Here is a 16,546-nt window from a genome sequence, read left to right on the forward strand (position 1 = left end):
GACTTTAAAAGTTTTTAGTCAGTGAACAGCGGTTTGCTGAATTATTGATTTTTGAGCGTTAAATCCAGCGGTTCTTTATGCCAGTCAAATTTAACCAGCAGTTGCTGCTTGCGCTTGTTGTACCAGGCCCCACGGGGTGTCTGAGCAAGGTCTTTTTCACTGTCGAAAATAGGCAGGGATTTGCCGGTAATATTGAGCTGCACGGGCACTTGTTGCCAGTTGTGAATCTTTAAAGTGACCTTGCGGGACTCCGGCATACCGGTATAGCCCTCGCCTTCACGCCTAAAGGAAAAGGATAAACCCTGCTGTTTGTTTTCTGCTGAGAAATGCAGCTTCTCGTATTTGCCTTTTTCAAAAGCTTGCGCGGTAGCACCATCATCCTCATAAACATAGCGCTCAGATTTTGCTGCTGATGGGTGCGCGTAGTAATCCAAGGTCAGGTTTTTACTGGAGTAATCACGACTGCTGTGAATACCGTCAATGGTGGGAATAATGGCGCCGGCCCGCACCAGTACAGGAATAGTTTTCAGGTTCACTTCTACCAGGGCCTGATCGCCAGAATATTGTTCATCAGTCCAGTAATTGAACCAGGTGCCGCCGGGCAGTTTTACCGCGACCTCATCCACATCTTCTTCCACGACTGGGGCAACGAGGAAATCCTGACCCCACAAGTAAGCATCCTTGTAGTCCAGTAGGGACAGATCACTTTCGTTTTCGAAAAACAGCGGGCGCATCAACGGTATGCCGGTCTGGCTGTTTTCGAAGGCGAGGGTGTAGTTGTAGGGCAGCAGGCGATAGCGCAGTTTTACATATTCGCGCAGGATGTCGCGGGTGCGGCGGTCGTGGAAAACTGGCTCGGAAGCAATATGCTCCTGGGCGTGCGGGCGGTAAACCGGTTGGAATACGCCGTACTGTAACCAGCGGATGTAGAGTTCACGGTCAAATTTCTCACCACCGGCAAAGCCACCCAGGTCTGAATGGGTGTAGCCAAAGCCCAGCAAGCCCATACTCAGAGCCAATTCCACCTGGGGCTGTAAGCCACCCCATTCCCGAGCAACGTCGCCGGTCCAGGGGATCATGCCGTAGCGCTGGGAGCCGGCAAAACCGGCGCGCATCATAATAAAGGGGCGGCGTTCAGGGTGTTTTGCCGTTTGGCGTTCGTGTAGTAATTGTGCCCAGGCGTGGCCGAAGGCGTTGTGGATTTCATCGGCCATACCGATTGCGTGAACGGTATCGGAGGGGTGAACTTCCGGTTCACCCAGGTCGCCCCACCAGCCGGCTACGCCCTGTTCCAATAACCCGTCGTAAATATTCCAGAACCAGTCGCGGCCATCTTCGGAGAAGACATCAATCAAGCCGGTATTGCCGAAGTAGAAATCAAAACGCTTGGGCTCTCCGGCCAGGTTTTTGGCCAGGGCATTATTCGCCACGGCTTCCTGCCAGCGCTCGGAGGTGGAGAGGACAAAAGGCTCGGTCACCAGAATGGTATTGATGCCGCGTTTTTTAAGGTCTGCCATCATCTTTTCTGGTTCGGGAAAGGCTTCCTTGTCCCAGGCCAGGTTGCCCATATGGCCTTTGATATCCGGGCCAAACCAGTAGAGATCCAACACCAGGGCGTCCAGGGGGAAATCTTCTTCGGCAAACTTATCCACGGTTGCGCGGACTTCGGCTTCGCTGTGATAGCCAAAGCGGGAGGCGAAGTTACCCAGGGCCCAACGGGGTGGCAGGGGCTGTTTGCCGGTGGTGGATACATAATTTTCCAGCAACTGTGGATAAGTCTCACCGGCTACCACGATGTAAGCGGTGCGCCCGGCTACGGCTTCAAATTGCAGGATATCTTCTTCGTTTGCGCCCAGATCCAGGGTGCCGGTGGCAGAGTTGTCGAACAGCAGAATGTATTTGTTGCTGGACAGTACTGCAGGCAGGGAAAAATACATCTGGTTGGATTCGGTGGTGTACCCGTAATGGGCACGGTTATACAGGGGCAGGCGTTGACCGCGACGGTCCATCCCCATAACCCGCTCTCCACCGCCCAGTAGTTTTTCCTCTGGCGACAGTGCAAAGCGGAATCCGCGCATTGTCTCGGTGGCAAAGAAGCCGCTTTCTTCACTTAGGATTGGCTCTTTACCGCGAAAGTACTCAATTCGGAAGGGAGACTTGTGGATAATTGCTGTAAGGGAGCCAGTTTGGTAGATGAGCTTGTCCTCTCCGTCCCGCAACTGGGCCTTGAACGAACTTTCCGGCTTGTCGTCAATAGCAAAAGAAGGCAGCTGTTTGATACCTTCGCTGTGGTAGTGCAGGGAGAGTGCCGAAGGGCCGACCGGTGTAAGGGAGACCTCGCCATCATTTAATTGTATGGTAAGTGAGTCTTTGCTTTGCTGATGTGCCAGGTAACTTCTTGATTCACCGGCTACAGCGAGTACGCTCAAGCAGAGGGTGCTGGCAAGGGCAATTAGACGCAGAAGGGGCAGATTTGGGATCATCGCGCGGAACTTCAGTTGATTATTTGACTATTTGTGGCTGCAGGACCTGTGCGGGCACAGGGGACCCAAGCCTATGCTAAGGCACTATTTAGTGCTTGCATCCTCCCCCTGTGGGGAGGATGGAGACCTGAGGTTGGCGTGACAGAATGGCAAAATAAGCATAAATAGAGATGCGGTGATCCCAATGACCCAATCAGTAAACGGCGCCGCCGCGCCCCGGGCCCAACAGCCGAGCCTGCCCTTCTGGCAGGTATGGAATGTCAGCCTCGGATTCCTGGGAGTGCAGTTTGGCTTCTCCCTGCAAAATGCGAATGCCAGCCGGATCTTGTCTGATTTGGGAGCGGATTTACACTCGCTGTCACTTTTCTGGATAGTGGCTCCGCTGATGGGGCTTATTGTGCAGCCTATCGTGGGCTCTGCTTCGGACCGTACCTGGAGCCGTTTTGGGCGCCGCAATCCGTATATCCTGTTTGGTGCTATTGCCGCAGCTCTGGGTATGGCGTTTATGCCCAATGCTGGAATTGTCGTAGCTCTGGTGGCGCCAATTTTGTTCGGCGGTGTAATGCTGGCACTGATGGATGCCGCCTTCAATGTCACCATGCAGCCTTTCCGCGCACTGGTGGCAGATATGGTGCCCTCAGAGCAGCGCACCTTGGGATATTCCATCCAATCCCTACTGATTAATATCGGTGCCATTTTTGGCTCTATGCTTCCATTTATCCTCACCAATGTTATCGGCCTGGAAAATACTGCCCGTGCCGGCGAAGTGGCCCCTTCGGTGATCTGGGCTTTTTATATAGGTGCAACAGTATTATTGGGTAGTGTGCTTTGGACAGTTGTGCGTACCAAGGAATACCCACCGGAGCAGTACAATGCTTATAAAGGCCTTGATGCGGAGCAGTTGCAAAAAGAGCGGGAACAGAAAGGGACACTTTTACAACGTTTGGGTGGCTTTTTCCGTTTGATGCTGAGTATGCCCCGCACTATGCGCCAGTTGGCCCTGGTGCAATTCTTCTCATGGTTCGCCCTGTTTATTATGTGGGTATACACAACCCCAGCGATTACCCAGCATGTTTGGGGAGTGGAAGCCAAGTGGTTTGATCCCGCTTACCTTGAAACTGTAAGTGAAATTCCCACGTATATCGCCGCAGCTAAGGGTGCGGCGGGTGACTGGGTGGGTATTATCTTCGCTGCCTATTCGCTGTTTGCTGCGTTGTTTTCGATTGTGTTGGCGAGGGTGGCTCAACTGCTGGGGCGCAGACTGACTTACTCACTATCTTTAGCGCTGGGAGGGTTGGGTTATATTGGGTTCTTGCTGTTTCAGGGTGGCGAGCCGACCGAGGTGAATCTGCTGATCACCCAGGTCTCTGTGCCCAGCGGTGCACTGGGTTTGTTACTGCCAATGATTGGTGTCGGTATTGCCTGGGCGGCAATTTTGGCAATGCCCTACGCGATCTTATCCGACACCCTGCCGGCAGATAAAACCGGTGTGTATATGGGAATCTTTAATTTCACAATTGCTGCACCCCAGATAATTTCTGCTTTGGTGGCGGGGCTGATCTTGAAGTCGGTGTTCGACAACCAGGCGATTTACATTATTGTTTTGGCCGGGGTGAGTATGCTGCTCGGTGCGGTATCAGTATTTTTTGTGCGGGAAACTGTAGAATCGGAAACTGAATTACGGGCTGGTACTACAGCTTAAATTAAATCCCTTTTTCCGCTAATAAGCCCCTTATTCAGGGGCTTTTTTATTGGTGTTAGTCTATCTGAATGGATTGGCCAGAAACTCTGGGGGAGCCCCTGGATTTTGACAGTTTGGTGCCTGTCTACCTAGACTGGCTCTGTCTCACAGAAAATTACAATCTCCTATGTCCTTTTTTAATGTAATCGAACAAGCTCTAAAGATCTTTGCCGATTTTGTCTGGGGGCCACCGCTGCTTGTCTTGCTAGTTGGTGGCGGATTGGCATTACTGCTTTATTCTCGCGGCCGACCCTATCGTCATTTGGGGCACAGTATCGGGCTGTTAAGTGGTCGCTATGATGACCCAAATGATCCAGGCCAGGTAAATCATAGCCAGGCACTATCTACAGCACTTTCCGGTACTCTGGGGCTGGGCAATATTGCCGGTGTGGCCATTGCCATTACCGCCGGTGGGCCGGGGGCCATTTTTTGGATGTGGGTTACCGCTTTGGTGGGGGTGGCTACAAAATTTTATACCGCGACCCTCGCCGTGATGTTTCGTGGCAGTGATACGAATGGGGAGTTGCAGGGTGGTCCCATGTATGTCATCCGTGAAGGTCTTGGTAAACGCTGGATGCCACTGGCTGTTTTATTTGCTGTGGCCGGATTGTGCGGCATGTTGCCGGTATTTCAGTCCAACCAGACTACTCAATTATTGCGAGAGTCTTTCGCCGAACCGCTGGGCTGGGTAGCACCGGGTGGTTCTCTGTTGTTTGATTTTATTATTGGCTTATTAATCGCTATTGCCTCAGCGTACGTGATTGCCGGGCGAATCCAGCGTATTGGCAAATTTTCCGAGAGAATTGTGCCAGGGATGGTGCTGTTTTATTTCACCTTGACCCTGATTGTGATCGGAAATTTTTGGGAGCAGGTTCCAGCGGCATTTGCCCTTATTTTTAGTGATGCGTTTAGTGGCCAAGCGATTGCCGGTGGTGCTCTTGGTACAGTGATCACGATCGGCGTAAGCCGAGGGGCTTTCTCTAATGAGGCGGGTATCGGTACCGAATCATTGGCGCACGGTGCGGCAAAAACCTGCGAGCCGGTGCGCGAAGGCGTGGTTGCTATGTTGGGGCCTATTGTGGATACCCTGCTGATCTGCACCTGTACCGCCCTGGTAATATTACTTACCGGGGCTTGGCAGCAAGGTGAGGGTGTGGCTGGTGTGACTCTGACCGCACAGGCATTTTCTCAGGTGTTTGGCCAGTTGGGGCCCATTCTGTTGCTGTTTATGGTGTTTCCCTTGGCCTTTAGTACAATCGTTACCTGCTGGTACTACGGTATGAAGTGCTATGTGTTTCTTTTTGGCAGTCGCTGGCAGGGGCTTTATACCGGGCTCTATATGGTGCTGATTGTGTTGGGGGCGGTGGCGTCCTTGAGTGCAGTTAACAGTATTATTATTGGCATGTACGCTGTGATGGCCGTACCTACCATGGTATCTACACTGTTGCTGGCGCGACATGTTAATCGAGCTGCTCATGATTATTTCACCCGCATGGAAGTTTCAAGGCGGAAGGGGGCAAAAGTTTCCCAATAAAAGAAAAAGGCGAACTGTTAAGTCCGCCTTTTTATAGCGCTCCAATTTTGCCTAAGGTACGACGGATACCTTTGTTCCAACTCTAGCGTGGCGGTAGAAAATCTTCGCCATATGCCAGGGGATACGGATGCATCCATGGGAGGCCGGGTAACCGGGTACATAACCGGCGTGCATGGTGACCGGGCCGTTAATCCGCATCATGTAATCCATTGATGCGCCGCGGAAGCGAGACCCGGCGGGTTTGCGATGGCGGCGTACATCCACATTGCTGCGCAGTACTTGGCCGCGGGCACTGATATAGTGACCGTATAAGTTTGAGCGATGACTATATTTCTTCTCAGAAATACGGAAGTTGCCTGTGGGAGTGCGATGGCCGGGTTTGCCGGTAGAGACAGGAGACATACCGGCAAGGCGCCCACCTTTATAGAAGTAGGCTATCTGGTCACTAAGGTCGATCACAATGCGTGGCGTACCCTGCACATGGGCTTTGAACCACATATGCTGGCCATATCGTGGTTGTGCCCTTTGGTATCGGCCATATCGTGGTTGTGCCCTTTGGTATCGGCCGTATCTTGAATATCCCCTTTGATTCCTGCTGTATCTCGAGTGTCCCCTGTAATCCCTTCTGTATCTGTAATCCCTGCTGTACCTGGAATGCCCGCCATAGTGCCCTCCATGTCCCTGGTGAGAGACATATCTCGAGCCTTGGCGGGCGTGGGGATTGGAGTAATCTACGGCATAGGCCAGGGGAGCTAATATTGCCGATCCTACAACCACCAGTGCGGCGGCGAATGAAGAGTTTTTACGTAGAGATCCCTGCACTTTTTGTAGGGGTGTTTTCCGTTGTGTATGTATAGTTCGATGATTTTGCAGCGAAGGTCGGTTATGCATTACACACCTCTCAATTGCCCGTGGGCTGTGCAAACAACCGCAGTTGCGAACTACTGTTACTAATCCCAGGGCGAGAGACAGGCTCCCAGTTAAGTGGGATAAGACAACAGTGAGTGATTCCCCAGTGCAGATTGCCGTTATATTCGGCATTTACTGCGGGATGGGTTAGCAGTGGTATTTGCCACTACAGGTCAAGAGGATGTTAAGGTCGCCATCTTGGGCCAATCACACCAAAATGGAATAAGGGACTTCTTTGTTAGTGCCAAGCTCGTTGGTCAGCGTTTGAACTAATAAAGCTGATACCATTTCGGACTACTCGGTGCCCCTATTTTGTCTACCGATTATCCTTTGACAGAAAAGATTGAGCGAAAGGGGTTTTATGAAAACTTAAGTTCATGGAATAGAAAAATATTCTCCGGATAACTGGTAGAGATGGAGACGTGATGTAGTAAAAAGGGGGGGGAGTAGAATAATTATGAAAAAGTATCTAAATAAGAGCAAGAATATACTGGATGATTTATCTTCGTGAATTCCTGAGGGCTTTACTTCCGGTGTTAAGGTTGTTCAGGGGTTGATTGAAGAGCTGCCTGTTTTTGCCTCTTCCGAGAGGAATAATAAAACTGCTCAGGTCTTTGATGAAAAACACTACTTTGTAATTCCTTTTGAACTTTCAGAGGTAGGTTTTACCTTGCATACTATGCGGTGTCTGCCCAAAGAAACCCCAGAGGTTAATGACCTGCCTAAGCGGCGTATTTTCACTTCTCCAATGAATATTATGAAGGCAGCCTGCGTAAATTCATGGTGGAGTCTGCCGTGGAATTTTCACTTGAGCATAAAGAAAAGCACAGAAATCCTTAAGCCAAGCTCGCCGATGATATTGACGCTTTAGATAGAAAAATGACTTTGGGAATGTTGCTCATTGGTGGTGTGGCGGCGGTTTTCAATCCTATTGTTGGTGCTGGATTGGCAGCGAAAGTACTGGTTCCCGGTGTAGGTGGGATAGTCAACAAATTTGGATTGCGTCCAGTCGGTGAGAAAATTGATGAAGCTCAATCTAAGAGAGCCATAGCAAAAGCAGAGAAAGACGTTGCCATAAAGTTTTCTGAGGCTAGTACTCTCAAGGTTGTCAATCCAATTTTACAGGAATTGGAATTGGCCTTAAGAACTACGCAAGAACAACATGATCCGTTGAATGACCCTAATCTGGCTAGTGGATCAATTCCAGAATTGGATGGCAAGCACTGGAGAGGATTAACTGAGAAAGCAATTTTTCATTAATATAAAGATATTTATTCTAATAAAAGCTGGCGTAAAAAGCACACCTGGGCCCAGAAGATTTATGCTGGCTTAAAGTTTTGTTTGCCGATATTAAAAACTGATTTACGTATGTTATTTGTTTTTTGGGGGTGGTATTAAACTTTTTCCTGTTTTTATGAAAATGTTCGAATAGATATTGCTATGAATGTGGTATTTGCTTATGGAAGAGTAAAAAATTAATTTTATGTAAACCAAATCCCTTGGGTTCCGTTGAATAGTTGGGTTTCCATAAATAAACGGAGCAGAACATGTATAAGAAGAATGTATTACTGAAATTTTTTTTATTATTTTATATATTCCTTAGCGGGTTTTCCAGGGCAGAGGTGAGTCAGGCGGATGAAACAACTCTGGGGGCAGTGGAGTTAATACTGAGCCCTCATCCTGATAATAGTCTGATGGTTAATGCCAGTGTGGTCACAGCGTCTAATGCGAGAGTGGCCATCAGATTCAACTCTGCTGATACAGAAAGAAGGCGTACGGCTTATACTGATTTCGGGACTGATCATAACCGAGTAGTGCTCGGTTTGCGATCTGATACGACTTATCAATTTACAGCAGTAGCTGTATTTGAGTCTGGTGAAAAAATATTGAGTGAGGTTGTGGAGTTTAAGACGGGCCCTCAACCCACTGGAGTACCTGAGGTAAATCTTCTTGCAAAAAATGAGCAGGGTGAAGGGGGGCTTACCATTTTCGCGCCATCAGGCAATACTGGTAGTACTTTCTGGGGATTTGATGAAGAGGGCGAGCTTGTCTGGTACTTACATGGTGATTTGCCTGCAACAGGTACCAAGATAGCGAGAAATCTGCATGATGGACGCCTACTGTTGTTATTGAGTGGTGAGGCGCGCACTATTTCATTTACAGGGGAAACCCTATCCTCTATTGAGCTGCCCCCTTACCATCATGATGCTCTATTACTAGAAAATGGTCACATACTGCTATTGAGCAATGAAACCGAAACAATCAATGGAACTTTATTACAGGGAGACGCAATTATAGAGCTCGATACCCAGGGTAACATTGTATGGGAGTGGTCTGCTTTTGATCACCTGGATACAGGCCGTTTCCCAGGCGATCTGGCCGCAAGAGTGTTATCCAATGGGGCTCTGGATTGGACTCACTCTAATGCACTGCATTATATCGCTGAAGATGATTCTATTCTTCTCTCCAGCCGTTCCCAAAGTTGGGTGGTCAGTATCGACCATAAGAGTGGTGAAATTAACTGGATTATGGGGAGGGACTCAGTAGTTTCTAAAGAGCTATCAGAGAAGTTGTTCGCCCTTGATAATGGAAGCTGGATGGCTTCCCAGCATGCTGCAATGAAGACTGGCGATGGAGAAATATTAGTCTATGACAATAGAAATGAGTCTGAATTAAGTGGAGATATTTACAACAGCCGCGCAGTTAAATTTCGATTAGATACGGAAACTATGTCTGCGGAGCAAACCTGGGAATTTGTTGCGCCTAAATATACTGCATCTCTTGGAGATGTCGATGAGCTTATAGGTGGAAATATCTTAATATGTGCTGGGGGCCCAGGAAGTGCAAGTACAGGTGGTGATCGCAATGCGCACTTGATAGAAGTGACATCAGGAGATATACCTGAGACTGCTTGGGAGGTGGAGGTTGTTGATACAACAATTTACCGAGCAGAGCGTGTTAGTTGGGCTGAACTTTTAGGAAGAAGTTCTGGAAACAACTAGTTTGATAGCCGCTCCATTATTACCCTTTTCCAATTCATAAAGGCCTACCTTTAAAAGTCCAGCAAGTCCACAGTTAATCAGATGCTGTGGACTTGCTTTTACCTATTGAGTGAAAACTCCATAATCAGTTAACTTAATTTATATTTTATAATTCAGTGTATTTTTCAATTCTTGCTTCTTCTGCTAAAAGTGGGGCTAGCTGGGATAGTATATTTTTCAAATGGTCTGTGTTCCAATGCTGCTGCTCAGCTTCCGCAGACTCCCACAGTTCAAGAGTCGTAAATATATTACTCTGATCCGTGGCGGGCAGTATTTTATAATATAGGCAGCCGGATTCATTTTCAGATTCCTTTGCCAGTTCTGTTAGCAGTTTTAATACCGGGGATGCCTTATCCGGCTGGGCTGTGACTCGCGCCATAACGTATAAATTAGCCATTGCTTCTACTCCAAAGGTTTAAATTGTGCTTAAAAGGTCACGAAGTGCGTTTAACTACTAGCAAAACACCAATAACCATCATGGCCAGTCCAATTAGGCGCTTTGTGTCCAGGCTGGATTGCTGCGCCCCAAGTAATCCGAAGTGATCGATAACACTAATAGCGAGCAGCTGTCCAAGAAGAACGAAAGATACTGCATTGCCCACTCCATATCTTGGGGACACCCAAGTGACACTCAATATATAAAATGCGACTAAAATCCCGCCGAGGTAGAAATACCAGGAAATGCCTTTGTGAAAAATCTCGCCTGGGATTCCTTCCGTTTTAAAGAGGTAAACTGAGGAGATTACCAATCCAACAAAAAACAGTAATGTCGTTGCCAGGGCTGAGCTACCGAGCTTAACACCGAGACCACTGTTCAGTGTTGCCATTACCGGTATACCGACACCTGCCAGGAGCATTAAGGACGGATAAAAAATTGCATTTTGCACTTTTGGAACCTCTACTCAAGGTTGTGGGCCGGTACTTGGACCGGCCCGCAGCCCTATTAGCTGGCAAGTTGCTTGGCAATGGCCAAGCCTACGCCGTGTGCGCTAGCTGGGTTTTGGCCGCTGATTACACGTCCGTCCTCAATAACAAACTCCTGCCAGGGCTGGACTTTGTTAAACCGGGCCGAAGTTCTAACGAGAGACTCTTCTAGCAGGAAGGGAATATCGTTAATAGTACCGAAGTCAATCTCTTCTTCGCGGGTAAAAGCCGTTACCGATTTGCTGGCCAAAAGCTTTTCCCCGTTGCTTAGGGTGATGGGCAGGAAGCCAGCTGGACCATGGCAGACTGCCGCCAGGATGCCGCCTTTTTCATAGTGCTCAGCACTCAGTTTGGCGAATTCTTCATTAGTTGCCAGATCGGAGAGCAAGCCGAATCCCCCTGGATAAAATACTGCATCGTAGTCGTCAATATTCAGCTGATCTACGGGGATGGTATTGTTGATACGGTTCTGGAAATCCTCATCGTCCAGCATCTTCTGGTTCACCTCATCGCCCTCAATATCCGTACCGTAAATAGGAGCCTTGCCGCCTTTGATTGAGGCAATATCGTAGTCGATGCCATTCTCCTTAAATACATGAACGGCATGGGTCAGTTCGGGTGAGTAGGTGCCGTTGGCTTGATCGGTTTCACCCAGGGTGGCGTGATTGGTAACCGGGATAAGTACTTTCTTCATGTCTGTTTCCTCTATTGGTAAGCATTCAGTGGGGAGGGATTGTAGATTGTCCTTAATCTGCTGATAATATATCTATTCGGTTAAATACCTTTGCTATATAGCAATAATAGAAGTTTGAAATATGGAAAATTTTGACGGCCTGGTCGAGTTTGTAGCTGTGGCGGAAAGCCAGGGTTTCTCTGCGGCAGCGAAGCAGTTGGGGTGTAGCACCAGCCATGTCAGTCGGCAGGTCTCACGTTTGGAAGAACGTCTGGGCTGCGCCCTTCTGGCCCGCACCACACGCCTGGTCAGCCTTACCCAGGCTGGAGCAGTCTATTACCAGCGCTGTAAGGAACTGGTGACTGGATTGCAACAGGCGAATGAACAGGTAAGCCAGCAGCAGTTCCAGCTCAGTGGAACCCTCAGGGTGAGCTGTGCTGGCCTCTTTGCCGAGCAATATGTCGCCCTGGCCCTGATGGAATTTGGTGTAGAGCATCCAGAATTAAATATTGATATGGATTTCAATAGTCGGATGGTTAATTTTGTTGAAGATGGTATCGACTTTGCCATTCGCTATGGTCGCCTGGAAGATTCCGGTTTGGTAGCTCGAAAGCTTGCAGACCGGCAGATGATGGCAGTTGCCAGCAAAGAATATTTAAGACAAAACGGCATTCCCGAGCGCCCTGGTCAACTGAAAGTACATAGCTGTATTGTGACAAATAATGATCAATGGATGTTTGAAGTAAATGGAGGACAAGAGGTTGTGAAGGTTAAGGGGCGCTGGAGAAGTAATAATGCCCATACCGTTGTAGAAGCCTGTAAACAGGGGTTAGGTATTGCCTATATGCCTAAGGGCAGTTTTAGTGAAGTTGTTGAGGAAGGTTTGTTAAAGCCAATTCTTAAACCTTTCTGGAGCAGGGGAGCCAGTAGCTGGATTGTCTACCAGAATCGTCGCTTCTTGCCACTACGCGCAAGAATGGCGATTGACTACTTGGTGGAGTATTTCTCTGGTTGGAAAGAATAATTTTGAACAAGTAGCTACCTTATGTATCCTCGACTCATCAATAATGAGTTGGCCTGGATGAAAAATATATTCGCTCACTTACCTGCAGATACATCTGTGGAGCACTTTACAGACATTGTGAAATCAGGGGATATGCGTATTGAGAGAATCGTATCTTATGGGCAATCCTCCCCTGAACAGGGTTGGTATAATCAGGAGCAGAACGAGTGGGTAATCGTTTTATCCGGATATGGATTGATTGAATTTAATTGCGGAGAGAAGGTGCGCTTGGAGGCTGGTGATTTTGTCGAGATTACAGCGGGGAGAAAGCATCGGGTATTGGAGACCTCTTCAGAAGAAGCTACAGTTTGGCTTGCTGTTTTTTATACATAGATGTCGCCATTTCTAATGAAGCATTCAAGGATAATCCTATTTTAGGTTTACCTGCAAATCATATTGGTACCTATTGCACTTCCGAAATTGGCCTGCCGAAGGCTTGTTTGGAAACTATGCTTATTGGCCTAATTATTAGTTAGGGAAAAATTGGCGTGAATTTTCAAATTAAAGGTCTTGATCCAGCGAATTTACATCACTTATATAACTGCTCAGAACCTCATCTAAAATTTAAAAATATGGATTGGAAATTCTCAGATGCCAGCCCTGGTTATCCCTGAGGATCTCACTGCTAGATGCTGAGGTTGGTGAACGAATACTTTGTATACCATTCGTACATTTCAATTAACGAAGCTTTTACTGTGCCTCAGGTCCGGTTTTTATTGGGGAGGGTGCAAAACCGACAAAATTGAATGTTAATGAAATTCCAGAAATGTTGAAGCACCGACTGCTCTCTTTAAGGGCTTACTGTTGTAATGATTTAATGGTGGCGGCAGAGGTATGCCAGGGGGTTGATTTGGAAGCTGGGCTAAAAAAATGTTCAGTAGTGCAAAGGTTGATTATGTTCATATTCACAATGCGGCTCCTGGTTGCTTTATTTGCGCTGTATACCGTATATGATCTTGTGGTATTTACTTTTTGTGACAAAGCTAATTCTTGCTCTGGATGACTGATAATCAGTCTAACAGCTGAACAACTTCTACTTTGCTTTAAATTACCTTTCTTCTTGCATAAACCATTTAGGTGGAACCCAGGTATCTTCAATATATTTATTGCCCCATCGGGCAATTTCCTGGACGATCGGCAAAATATCTCGGCCTTTCTCTGTTAGCAGATATTTGTAACGCTTGGGTTTTTCCTGGTACAAGGATTTTTCAATAATTTTTTCCGACTCCAGCATTCTAAGCCTTTCGGCCAGCCGGTTTGTTGGAATCTTCTCTGGTGAATTAGCGAGTTCGGTATAAGTCTCTTTTCCACAAATCAAGTCCCTGAGTATTACCAAGGTCCATTTGTCACCAAATACATCCAGTCCGCTCACTATCGGACATCCGGAGCGCAAAAAGTTCTTATCAGTGGTCACGGTTGTTCCATTCGATTCAATGCGATAAATAGTAATACAGTAACTTGCAAAATTGAAGTTATGCTTATAGGATTTAATAACTTCAAAATCGTAAGTTACTGTGGAGGAAAAAATGCCAAATTTATCAGGGGAGTGCCTATGTGGTGCTGTAAGTTATACGTGTGATAGTGATGCTGTAATGGCGGGGCATTGCCAGTGTACGGACTGCCAGAAAATTAGTGGTGCAGGACACATATCGAATATTGCAGTTCCAAAAGATAGTCTTAATATTTCTGGCAAGCTCACATACCATGAAAAGTATGCGGAAAGTGGCAACCTGATAACAAGAGGGTTCTGTCCTCATTGCGGCTCCCATATATCTGCGGAAAATAGTGGAATGCCCCAGTTTGAATTTTTGCGGGCAGGAACTTTGCACGACTTGGAAAAGTTCAGACCATCCATGGTCGTGTACTCGGGCAGTGGTGCTTCCTGGGATTATATGGACCCAGACCTCTCTAAATTTGAAAAGATGCCTGAGCTCTAAGTTGATTGGAGCTGAAAAGGCCATCACTGAATGAGGGATATCCCAATGAGAATAATGACGTGTACACAATTAGGAGATGCTTGTGACCTTGAGTTTCGCGCCAGCACCTTTGAAGAGATGGCGGAAATGAGTAAAAGGCATGGTGTCGAGATGTATCAAAAACAGGATCCCCTTCACTTACAAGCCATGCAAAAAAGCAGAATCTGATGGAAAGTCCTGAAGTGATGCAGGAGTGGTATGAGGCCAAGAAAAGGGAATTTAATGCTCAGCAGGAATGCTGAGGTAGTTAACCACGCAGCAGTCTGTGACATACAATCGGACTGGATATATCAGTCCGGTTGCAGAAAAACTGTTTGGGTAGTAGTACTATCTAATAGTTTTTTCGATAGTTAATTTTATACTGATTGCTGTATGATTTTGGGTGGAAATCTAGTGATTAATGTCGCCTTACTCAATAATAAAATTTATTTTTACCATTATGAAAATAATAGCTAAATAGCTTATCCTCTTTTGTACTTCACTGGTGTCAGCTGTTGTTGGGACCTTAGGATTTTAAAAAACCACCTTTGGTTATTGGAGATTCTATAAGTTTTCCATCCAAGATATCGGATGAAAAGCGTAGCCTGAATGTTTACCTGCCGAAGAGTGATCAAAGAGAACCAAAAAGGGACTATCCAGTAATATATCTTTTGGATGGATCTACAAATGAAGATTTTATTCATATTGCAGCCTTGTTACAGTTTGGTTCCTTTTTCTGGATTGATATGGTTCCTGAGTCGATTCTTGTTGGAGTTGTGAATGTAGGCAGAAAGCGGGATTTTACCTTCCCCTCTACGGAATCCCGGGATCGTAAGGAATTCCCATCTTCAGGGGGGGCAGATCAGTTTATAGAGTTTTTGATAAGGAAGTGCGGCCACTGGTTGAAAGTCACTATCGGGTGAGAGGGGATTCTACCTTGATAGGCCAGTCATTAGGAGGGCTTCTAGCTACCGAAATTCTATTTAGGCGTGCAGAACACTTCGACAATTATATTATCATCAGTCCAAGTCTTTGGTGGAGTGGAGGATCATTATTGGCTGATCTTCCAAAAGATTGCTGTGCTGATGAATTAGTTTATGTCGGCGTAGGGAAAGAGGGTGAGGTTATGGAGAGATTGACAAGGTCGCTATTCACTAAGTTAGATAGTGAGAAAAATAAAGCCAGGGTGCACTTTGGTTATTTTGGGCAGCTGGATCACGGTGATGCTTTACATCTGGCTGTCTATGATGCTTTTGAGAAATTCTTTTCCATAAAGAACGTGCAAGGTAATTAGCCTGTGTGGCTGAGATTCACTGCTTTTTATTTTTAGGGGCATTTACCAGCCCCTCCTCTATATCTATCTTATCCAGGCTGTGATATTTTTTCTTGATTTTGTCTATGTCGACAGTGGGGGCAGGGAATTTCATCTTCAGAGCATCCATAGCATCTGCAACGATAGAAGCTACTGCTAGGTTACGAAACCATTTGTGATTTGCTGGGATGATAAACCACGGAGCATAAGCCGTACTGCATTTACTTAATGCATCCTCAAAGGCATTGGTATAGGCATCCCAGTAGCTTGCCTCTGTGTAGTCATTTTCACTGATTTTCCAATGCCTTGTGGGATCATCAATACGTTGCTTGAAACGCTTTAACTGTTCATCTGCATCAATATGCAAGAAGAACTTCAGGACCAGGGTGCCATGGTCGGCCAGTAGTTTTTCAAAATTATTGATATGCTCATAGCGCTTAGACCATATCGATTTGGGTACCATATTGTGAACCCGTTGAATCAGGACATCTTCATAGTGTGAACGGTTAAAAATAGCCACATGGCCCTGAGCCGGTGTTACCTTATGGCATCGCCAGAGGAAATCATGAGCAGCTTCTTCTTTAGATGGTTGTTTGAAACTGGTTACGTTACAACCCTGGGGATTCATAGCACCCAATACATGATTGATAGTGCCATCCTTGCCCGCAGCATCCCGGCCCTGCAAGCAGATCAATAATGAGTGCTTATGTTCTGCGTACATCAGGTACTGCTGGGCACGAATTCTCCTATCGAGCTTTTCTATTATTGGATTGGCTTCTTCGCGACTGTTGTAACAGTCTTTGAATCCTGGATCTATTTTATCCAGTTTGACTTTACTGCCAGGTTTAACCTGAAAGGTTTTAAAACAATCCATGGCTATTCCCATTTAGTGAATTGAGAAAAAGTTAAAC

16 protein-coding genes and 2 pseudogenes are annotated in these 16,546 nt (G+C 46.9%); 10 read left to right on the forward strand and 8 right to left on the reverse strand.

The genetic code is table 11. The features are described from left to right. Positions 1–41: 41 nt before the first annotated feature. Positions 42–2,483, reverse strand: a complete 2,442-nt coding sequence (locus ABWV76_RS06740) for a glycoside hydrolase family 31 protein (RefSeq protein WP_353375588.1) — start codon at positions 2,481–2,483, stop codon at positions 42–44. Positions 2,484–2,667: 184 nt separating this feature from the next. Between ABWV76_RS06740 and ABWV76_RS06745 the strand changes: the two genes are divergently transcribed. Both ABWV76_RS06745 and ABWV76_RS06750 read left to right on the forward strand, forming a co-directional pair. Continuing rightward, on the forward strand, positions 2,668–4,185 hold the full coding sequence (locus ABWV76_RS06745) for an MFS transporter (RefSeq protein WP_020414385.1): 1,518 nt from the start codon (positions 2,668–2,670) through the stop codon (positions 4,183–4,185). Positions 4,186–4,351: 166 nt separating this feature from the next. Beyond that, positions 4,352–5,758 (forward strand): alanine/glycine:cation symporter family protein, encoded by a 1,407-nt coding sequence (locus ABWV76_RS06750; protein ID WP_020414386.1) that lies wholly within the window; start codon positions 4,352–4,354, stop codon positions 5,756–5,758. A gap of 51 nt (positions 5,759–5,809) precedes the next feature. Here ABWV76_RS06750 and ABWV76_RS06755 read toward each other — a convergent pair whose 3' ends face one another. Continuing rightward, positions 5,810–6,256 carry a L,D-transpeptidase family protein gene (locus ABWV76_RS06755; RefSeq protein ID WP_169337133.1) on the reverse strand — a complete coding sequence of 149 codons (447 nt, stop codon included), beginning with the start codon at positions 6,254–6,256 and terminating at the stop codon, positions 5,810–5,812. Then, positions 6,214–6,453 carry a hypothetical protein gene (locus tag ABWV76_RS06760; RefSeq protein ID WP_353375589.1) on the reverse strand — a complete coding sequence of 80 codons (240 nt, stop codon included), beginning with the start codon at positions 6,451–6,453 and terminating at the stop codon, positions 6,214–6,216. Before ABWV76_RS06760 ends, ABWV76_RS06755 begins: the two co-directional genes overlap by 43 nt. A gap of 767 nt (positions 6,454–7,220) precedes the next feature. Here ABWV76_RS06760 and ABWV76_RS06765 point away from each other — a divergent pair. The 3 genes from ABWV76_RS06765 (at position 7,221) to ABWV76_RS06775 (ending at position 9,669) form a co-directional block, all read left to right on the forward strand. Then, a complete protein-coding gene (locus ABWV76_RS06765) occupies positions 7,221–7,538 on the forward strand; it encodes a hypothetical protein (protein WP_282952329.1) in 318 nt (105 codons plus the stop codon). A gap of 8 nt (positions 7,539–7,546) precedes the next feature. Further along, positions 7,547–7,927 carry a DUF1269 domain-containing protein gene (locus tag ABWV76_RS06770; RefSeq protein ID WP_353375590.1) on the forward strand — a complete coding sequence of 127 codons (381 nt, stop codon included), beginning with the start codon at positions 7,547–7,549 and terminating at the stop codon, positions 7,925–7,927. Between the two features lie 287 nt (positions 7,928–8,214). Beyond that, positions 8,215–9,669, forward strand: a complete 1,455-nt coding sequence (locus ABWV76_RS06775) for an aryl-sulfate sulfotransferase (protein ID WP_353375591.1) — start codon at positions 8,215–8,217, stop codon at positions 9,667–9,669. Between the two features lie 145 nt (positions 9,670–9,814). Here ABWV76_RS06775 and ABWV76_RS06780 read toward each other — a convergent pair whose 3' ends face one another. The 3 genes from ABWV76_RS06780 to ABWV76_RS06790 are packed head-to-tail and all read right to left on the reverse strand — an operon-like array spanning position 9,815 to position 11,326. Beyond that, positions 9,815–10,105, reverse strand: a complete 291-nt coding sequence (locus ABWV76_RS06780) for a putative quinol monooxygenase (RefSeq protein ID WP_282952332.1) — start codon at positions 10,103–10,105, stop codon at positions 9,815–9,817. Positions 10,106–10,142: 37 nt separating this feature from the next. After that, positions 10,143–10,595 (reverse strand): DMT family transporter, encoded by a 453-nt coding sequence (locus tag ABWV76_RS06785; protein ID WP_020414393.1) that lies wholly within the window; start codon positions 10,593–10,595, stop codon positions 10,143–10,145. Between the two features lie 56 nt (positions 10,596–10,651). After that, the gene (locus tag ABWV76_RS06790; RefSeq protein ID WP_020414394.1) at positions 10,652–11,326 is read right to left on the reverse strand and encodes a type 1 glutamine amidotransferase domain-containing protein; all 675 of its coding nucleotides are present in this window, start codon (positions 11,324–11,326) and stop codon (positions 10,652–10,654) included. A 121-nt stretch (positions 11,327–11,447) separates the two neighbouring features. Between ABWV76_RS06790 and ABWV76_RS06795 the strand changes: the two genes are divergently transcribed. The 3 genes and pseudogenes from ABWV76_RS06795 to ABWV76_RS06805 form a co-directional block, all read left to right on the forward strand. Continuing rightward, a complete protein-coding gene (locus ABWV76_RS06795; protein ID WP_353375592.1) occupies positions 11,448–12,329 on the forward strand; it encodes a LysR family transcriptional regulator in 882 nt (293 codons plus the stop codon). A gap of 57 nt (positions 12,330–12,386) precedes the next feature. After that, complete coding sequence (locus tag ABWV76_RS06800; protein ID WP_026305209.1) at positions 12,387–12,701, forward strand: cupin domain-containing protein; 315 nt, start codon at positions 12,387–12,389, stop codon at positions 12,699–12,701. A 367-nt stretch (positions 12,702–13,068) separates the two neighbouring features. Continuing rightward, positions 13,069–13,322: pseudogene (locus tag ABWV76_RS06805) on the forward strand (DUF1203 domain-containing protein); the annotation flags it as partial. Between the two features lie 94 nt (positions 13,323–13,416). On the opposite strand, the gene ABWV76_RS06810 reads toward ABWV76_RS06805, so the two are convergent. Then, a complete protein-coding gene (locus ABWV76_RS06810) occupies positions 13,417–13,782 on the reverse strand; it encodes a winged helix-turn-helix transcriptional regulator (protein ID WP_353375593.1) in 366 nt (121 codons plus the stop codon). Between the two features lie 112 nt (positions 13,783–13,894). Between ABWV76_RS06810 and ABWV76_RS06815 the strand changes: the two genes are divergently transcribed. Both ABWV76_RS06815 and ABWV76_RS06820 read left to right on the forward strand, forming a co-directional pair. Continuing rightward, positions 13,895–14,305, forward strand: coding sequence for a GFA family protein (locus ABWV76_RS06815; protein ID WP_353375594.1), 411 nt, complete (start codon positions 13,895–13,897; stop codon positions 14,303–14,305). A 566-nt stretch (positions 14,306–14,871) separates the two neighbouring features. Continuing rightward, positions 14,872–15,617: pseudogene (locus ABWV76_RS06820) on the forward strand (alpha/beta hydrolase). A gap of 16 nt (positions 15,618–15,633) precedes the next feature. On the opposite strand, the gene ABWV76_RS06825 reads toward ABWV76_RS06820, so the two are convergent. Continuing rightward, the gene (locus ABWV76_RS06825) at positions 15,634–16,509 is read right to left on the reverse strand and encodes a polyphosphate kinase 2 family protein (protein WP_353375595.1); all 876 of its coding nucleotides are present in this window, start codon (positions 16,507–16,509) and stop codon (positions 15,634–15,636) included. Positions 16,510–16,546 lie beyond the last annotated feature (37 nt).

It is taken from the genome of Microbulbifer sp. NBRC 101763, from assembly GCF_040371615.1.
GTDB classification, from domain to species: Bacteria; Pseudomonadota; Gammaproteobacteria; order Pseudomonadales; family Cellvibrionaceae; genus Microbulbifer; species Microbulbifer variabilis.

Excerpts from the sequence above, each read along its gene's own strand:
- ABWV76_RS06760 (WP_353375589.1), bottom strand. The coding sequence starts at position 6,453 with ATGTCTCTCACCAGGGACATGGAGGGCACTATGGCGGGCATTCCAGGT.
- ABWV76_RS06775 (WP_353375591.1), top strand. The coding sequence starts at position 8,215 with ATGTATAAGAAGAATGTATTACTGAAATTTTTTTTATTATTTTATATA.
- ABWV76_RS06750 (WP_020414386.1), top strand. The coding sequence starts at position 4,352 with ATGTCCTTTTTTAATGTAATCGAACAAGCTCTAAAGATCTTTGCCGAT.
- ABWV76_RS06745 (WP_020414385.1), top strand. The coding sequence starts at position 2,668 with ATGACCCAATCAGTAAACGGCGCCGCCGCGCCCCGGGCCCAACAGCCG.
- ABWV76_RS06800 (WP_026305209.1), top strand. The coding sequence starts at position 12,387 with ATGAAAAATATATTCGCTCACTTACCTGCAGATACATCTGTGGAGCAC.
- ABWV76_RS06815 (WP_353375594.1), top strand. The coding sequence starts at position 13,895 with ATGCCAAATTTATCAGGGGAGTGCCTATGTGGTGCTGTAAGTTATACG.
- ABWV76_RS06740 (WP_353375588.1), bottom strand. The coding sequence starts at position 2,483 with ATGATCCCAAATCTGCCCCTTCTGCGTCTAATTGCCCTTGCCAGCACC.
- ABWV76_RS06780 (WP_282952332.1), bottom strand. The coding sequence starts at position 10,105 with ATGGCTAATTTATACGTTATGGCGCGAGTCACAGCCCAGCCGGATAAG.
- ABWV76_RS06825 (WP_353375595.1), bottom strand. The coding sequence starts at position 16,509 with ATGGATTGTTTTAAAACCTTTCAGGTTAAACCTGGCAGTAAAGTCAAA.
- ABWV76_RS06770 (WP_353375590.1), top strand. The coding sequence starts at position 7,547 with ATGACTTTGGGAATGTTGCTCATTGGTGGTGTGGCGGCGGTTTTCAAT.
- ABWV76_RS06755 (WP_169337133.1), bottom strand. The coding sequence starts at position 6,256 with ATGTGGTTCAAAGCCCATGTGCAGGGTACGCCACGCATTGTGATCGAC.
- ABWV76_RS06795 (WP_353375592.1), top strand. The coding sequence starts at position 11,448 with ATGGAAAATTTTGACGGCCTGGTCGAGTTTGTAGCTGTGGCGGAAAGC.
- ABWV76_RS06790 (WP_020414394.1), bottom strand. The coding sequence starts at position 11,326 with ATGAAGAAAGTACTTATCCCGGTTACCAATCACGCCACCCTGGGTGAA.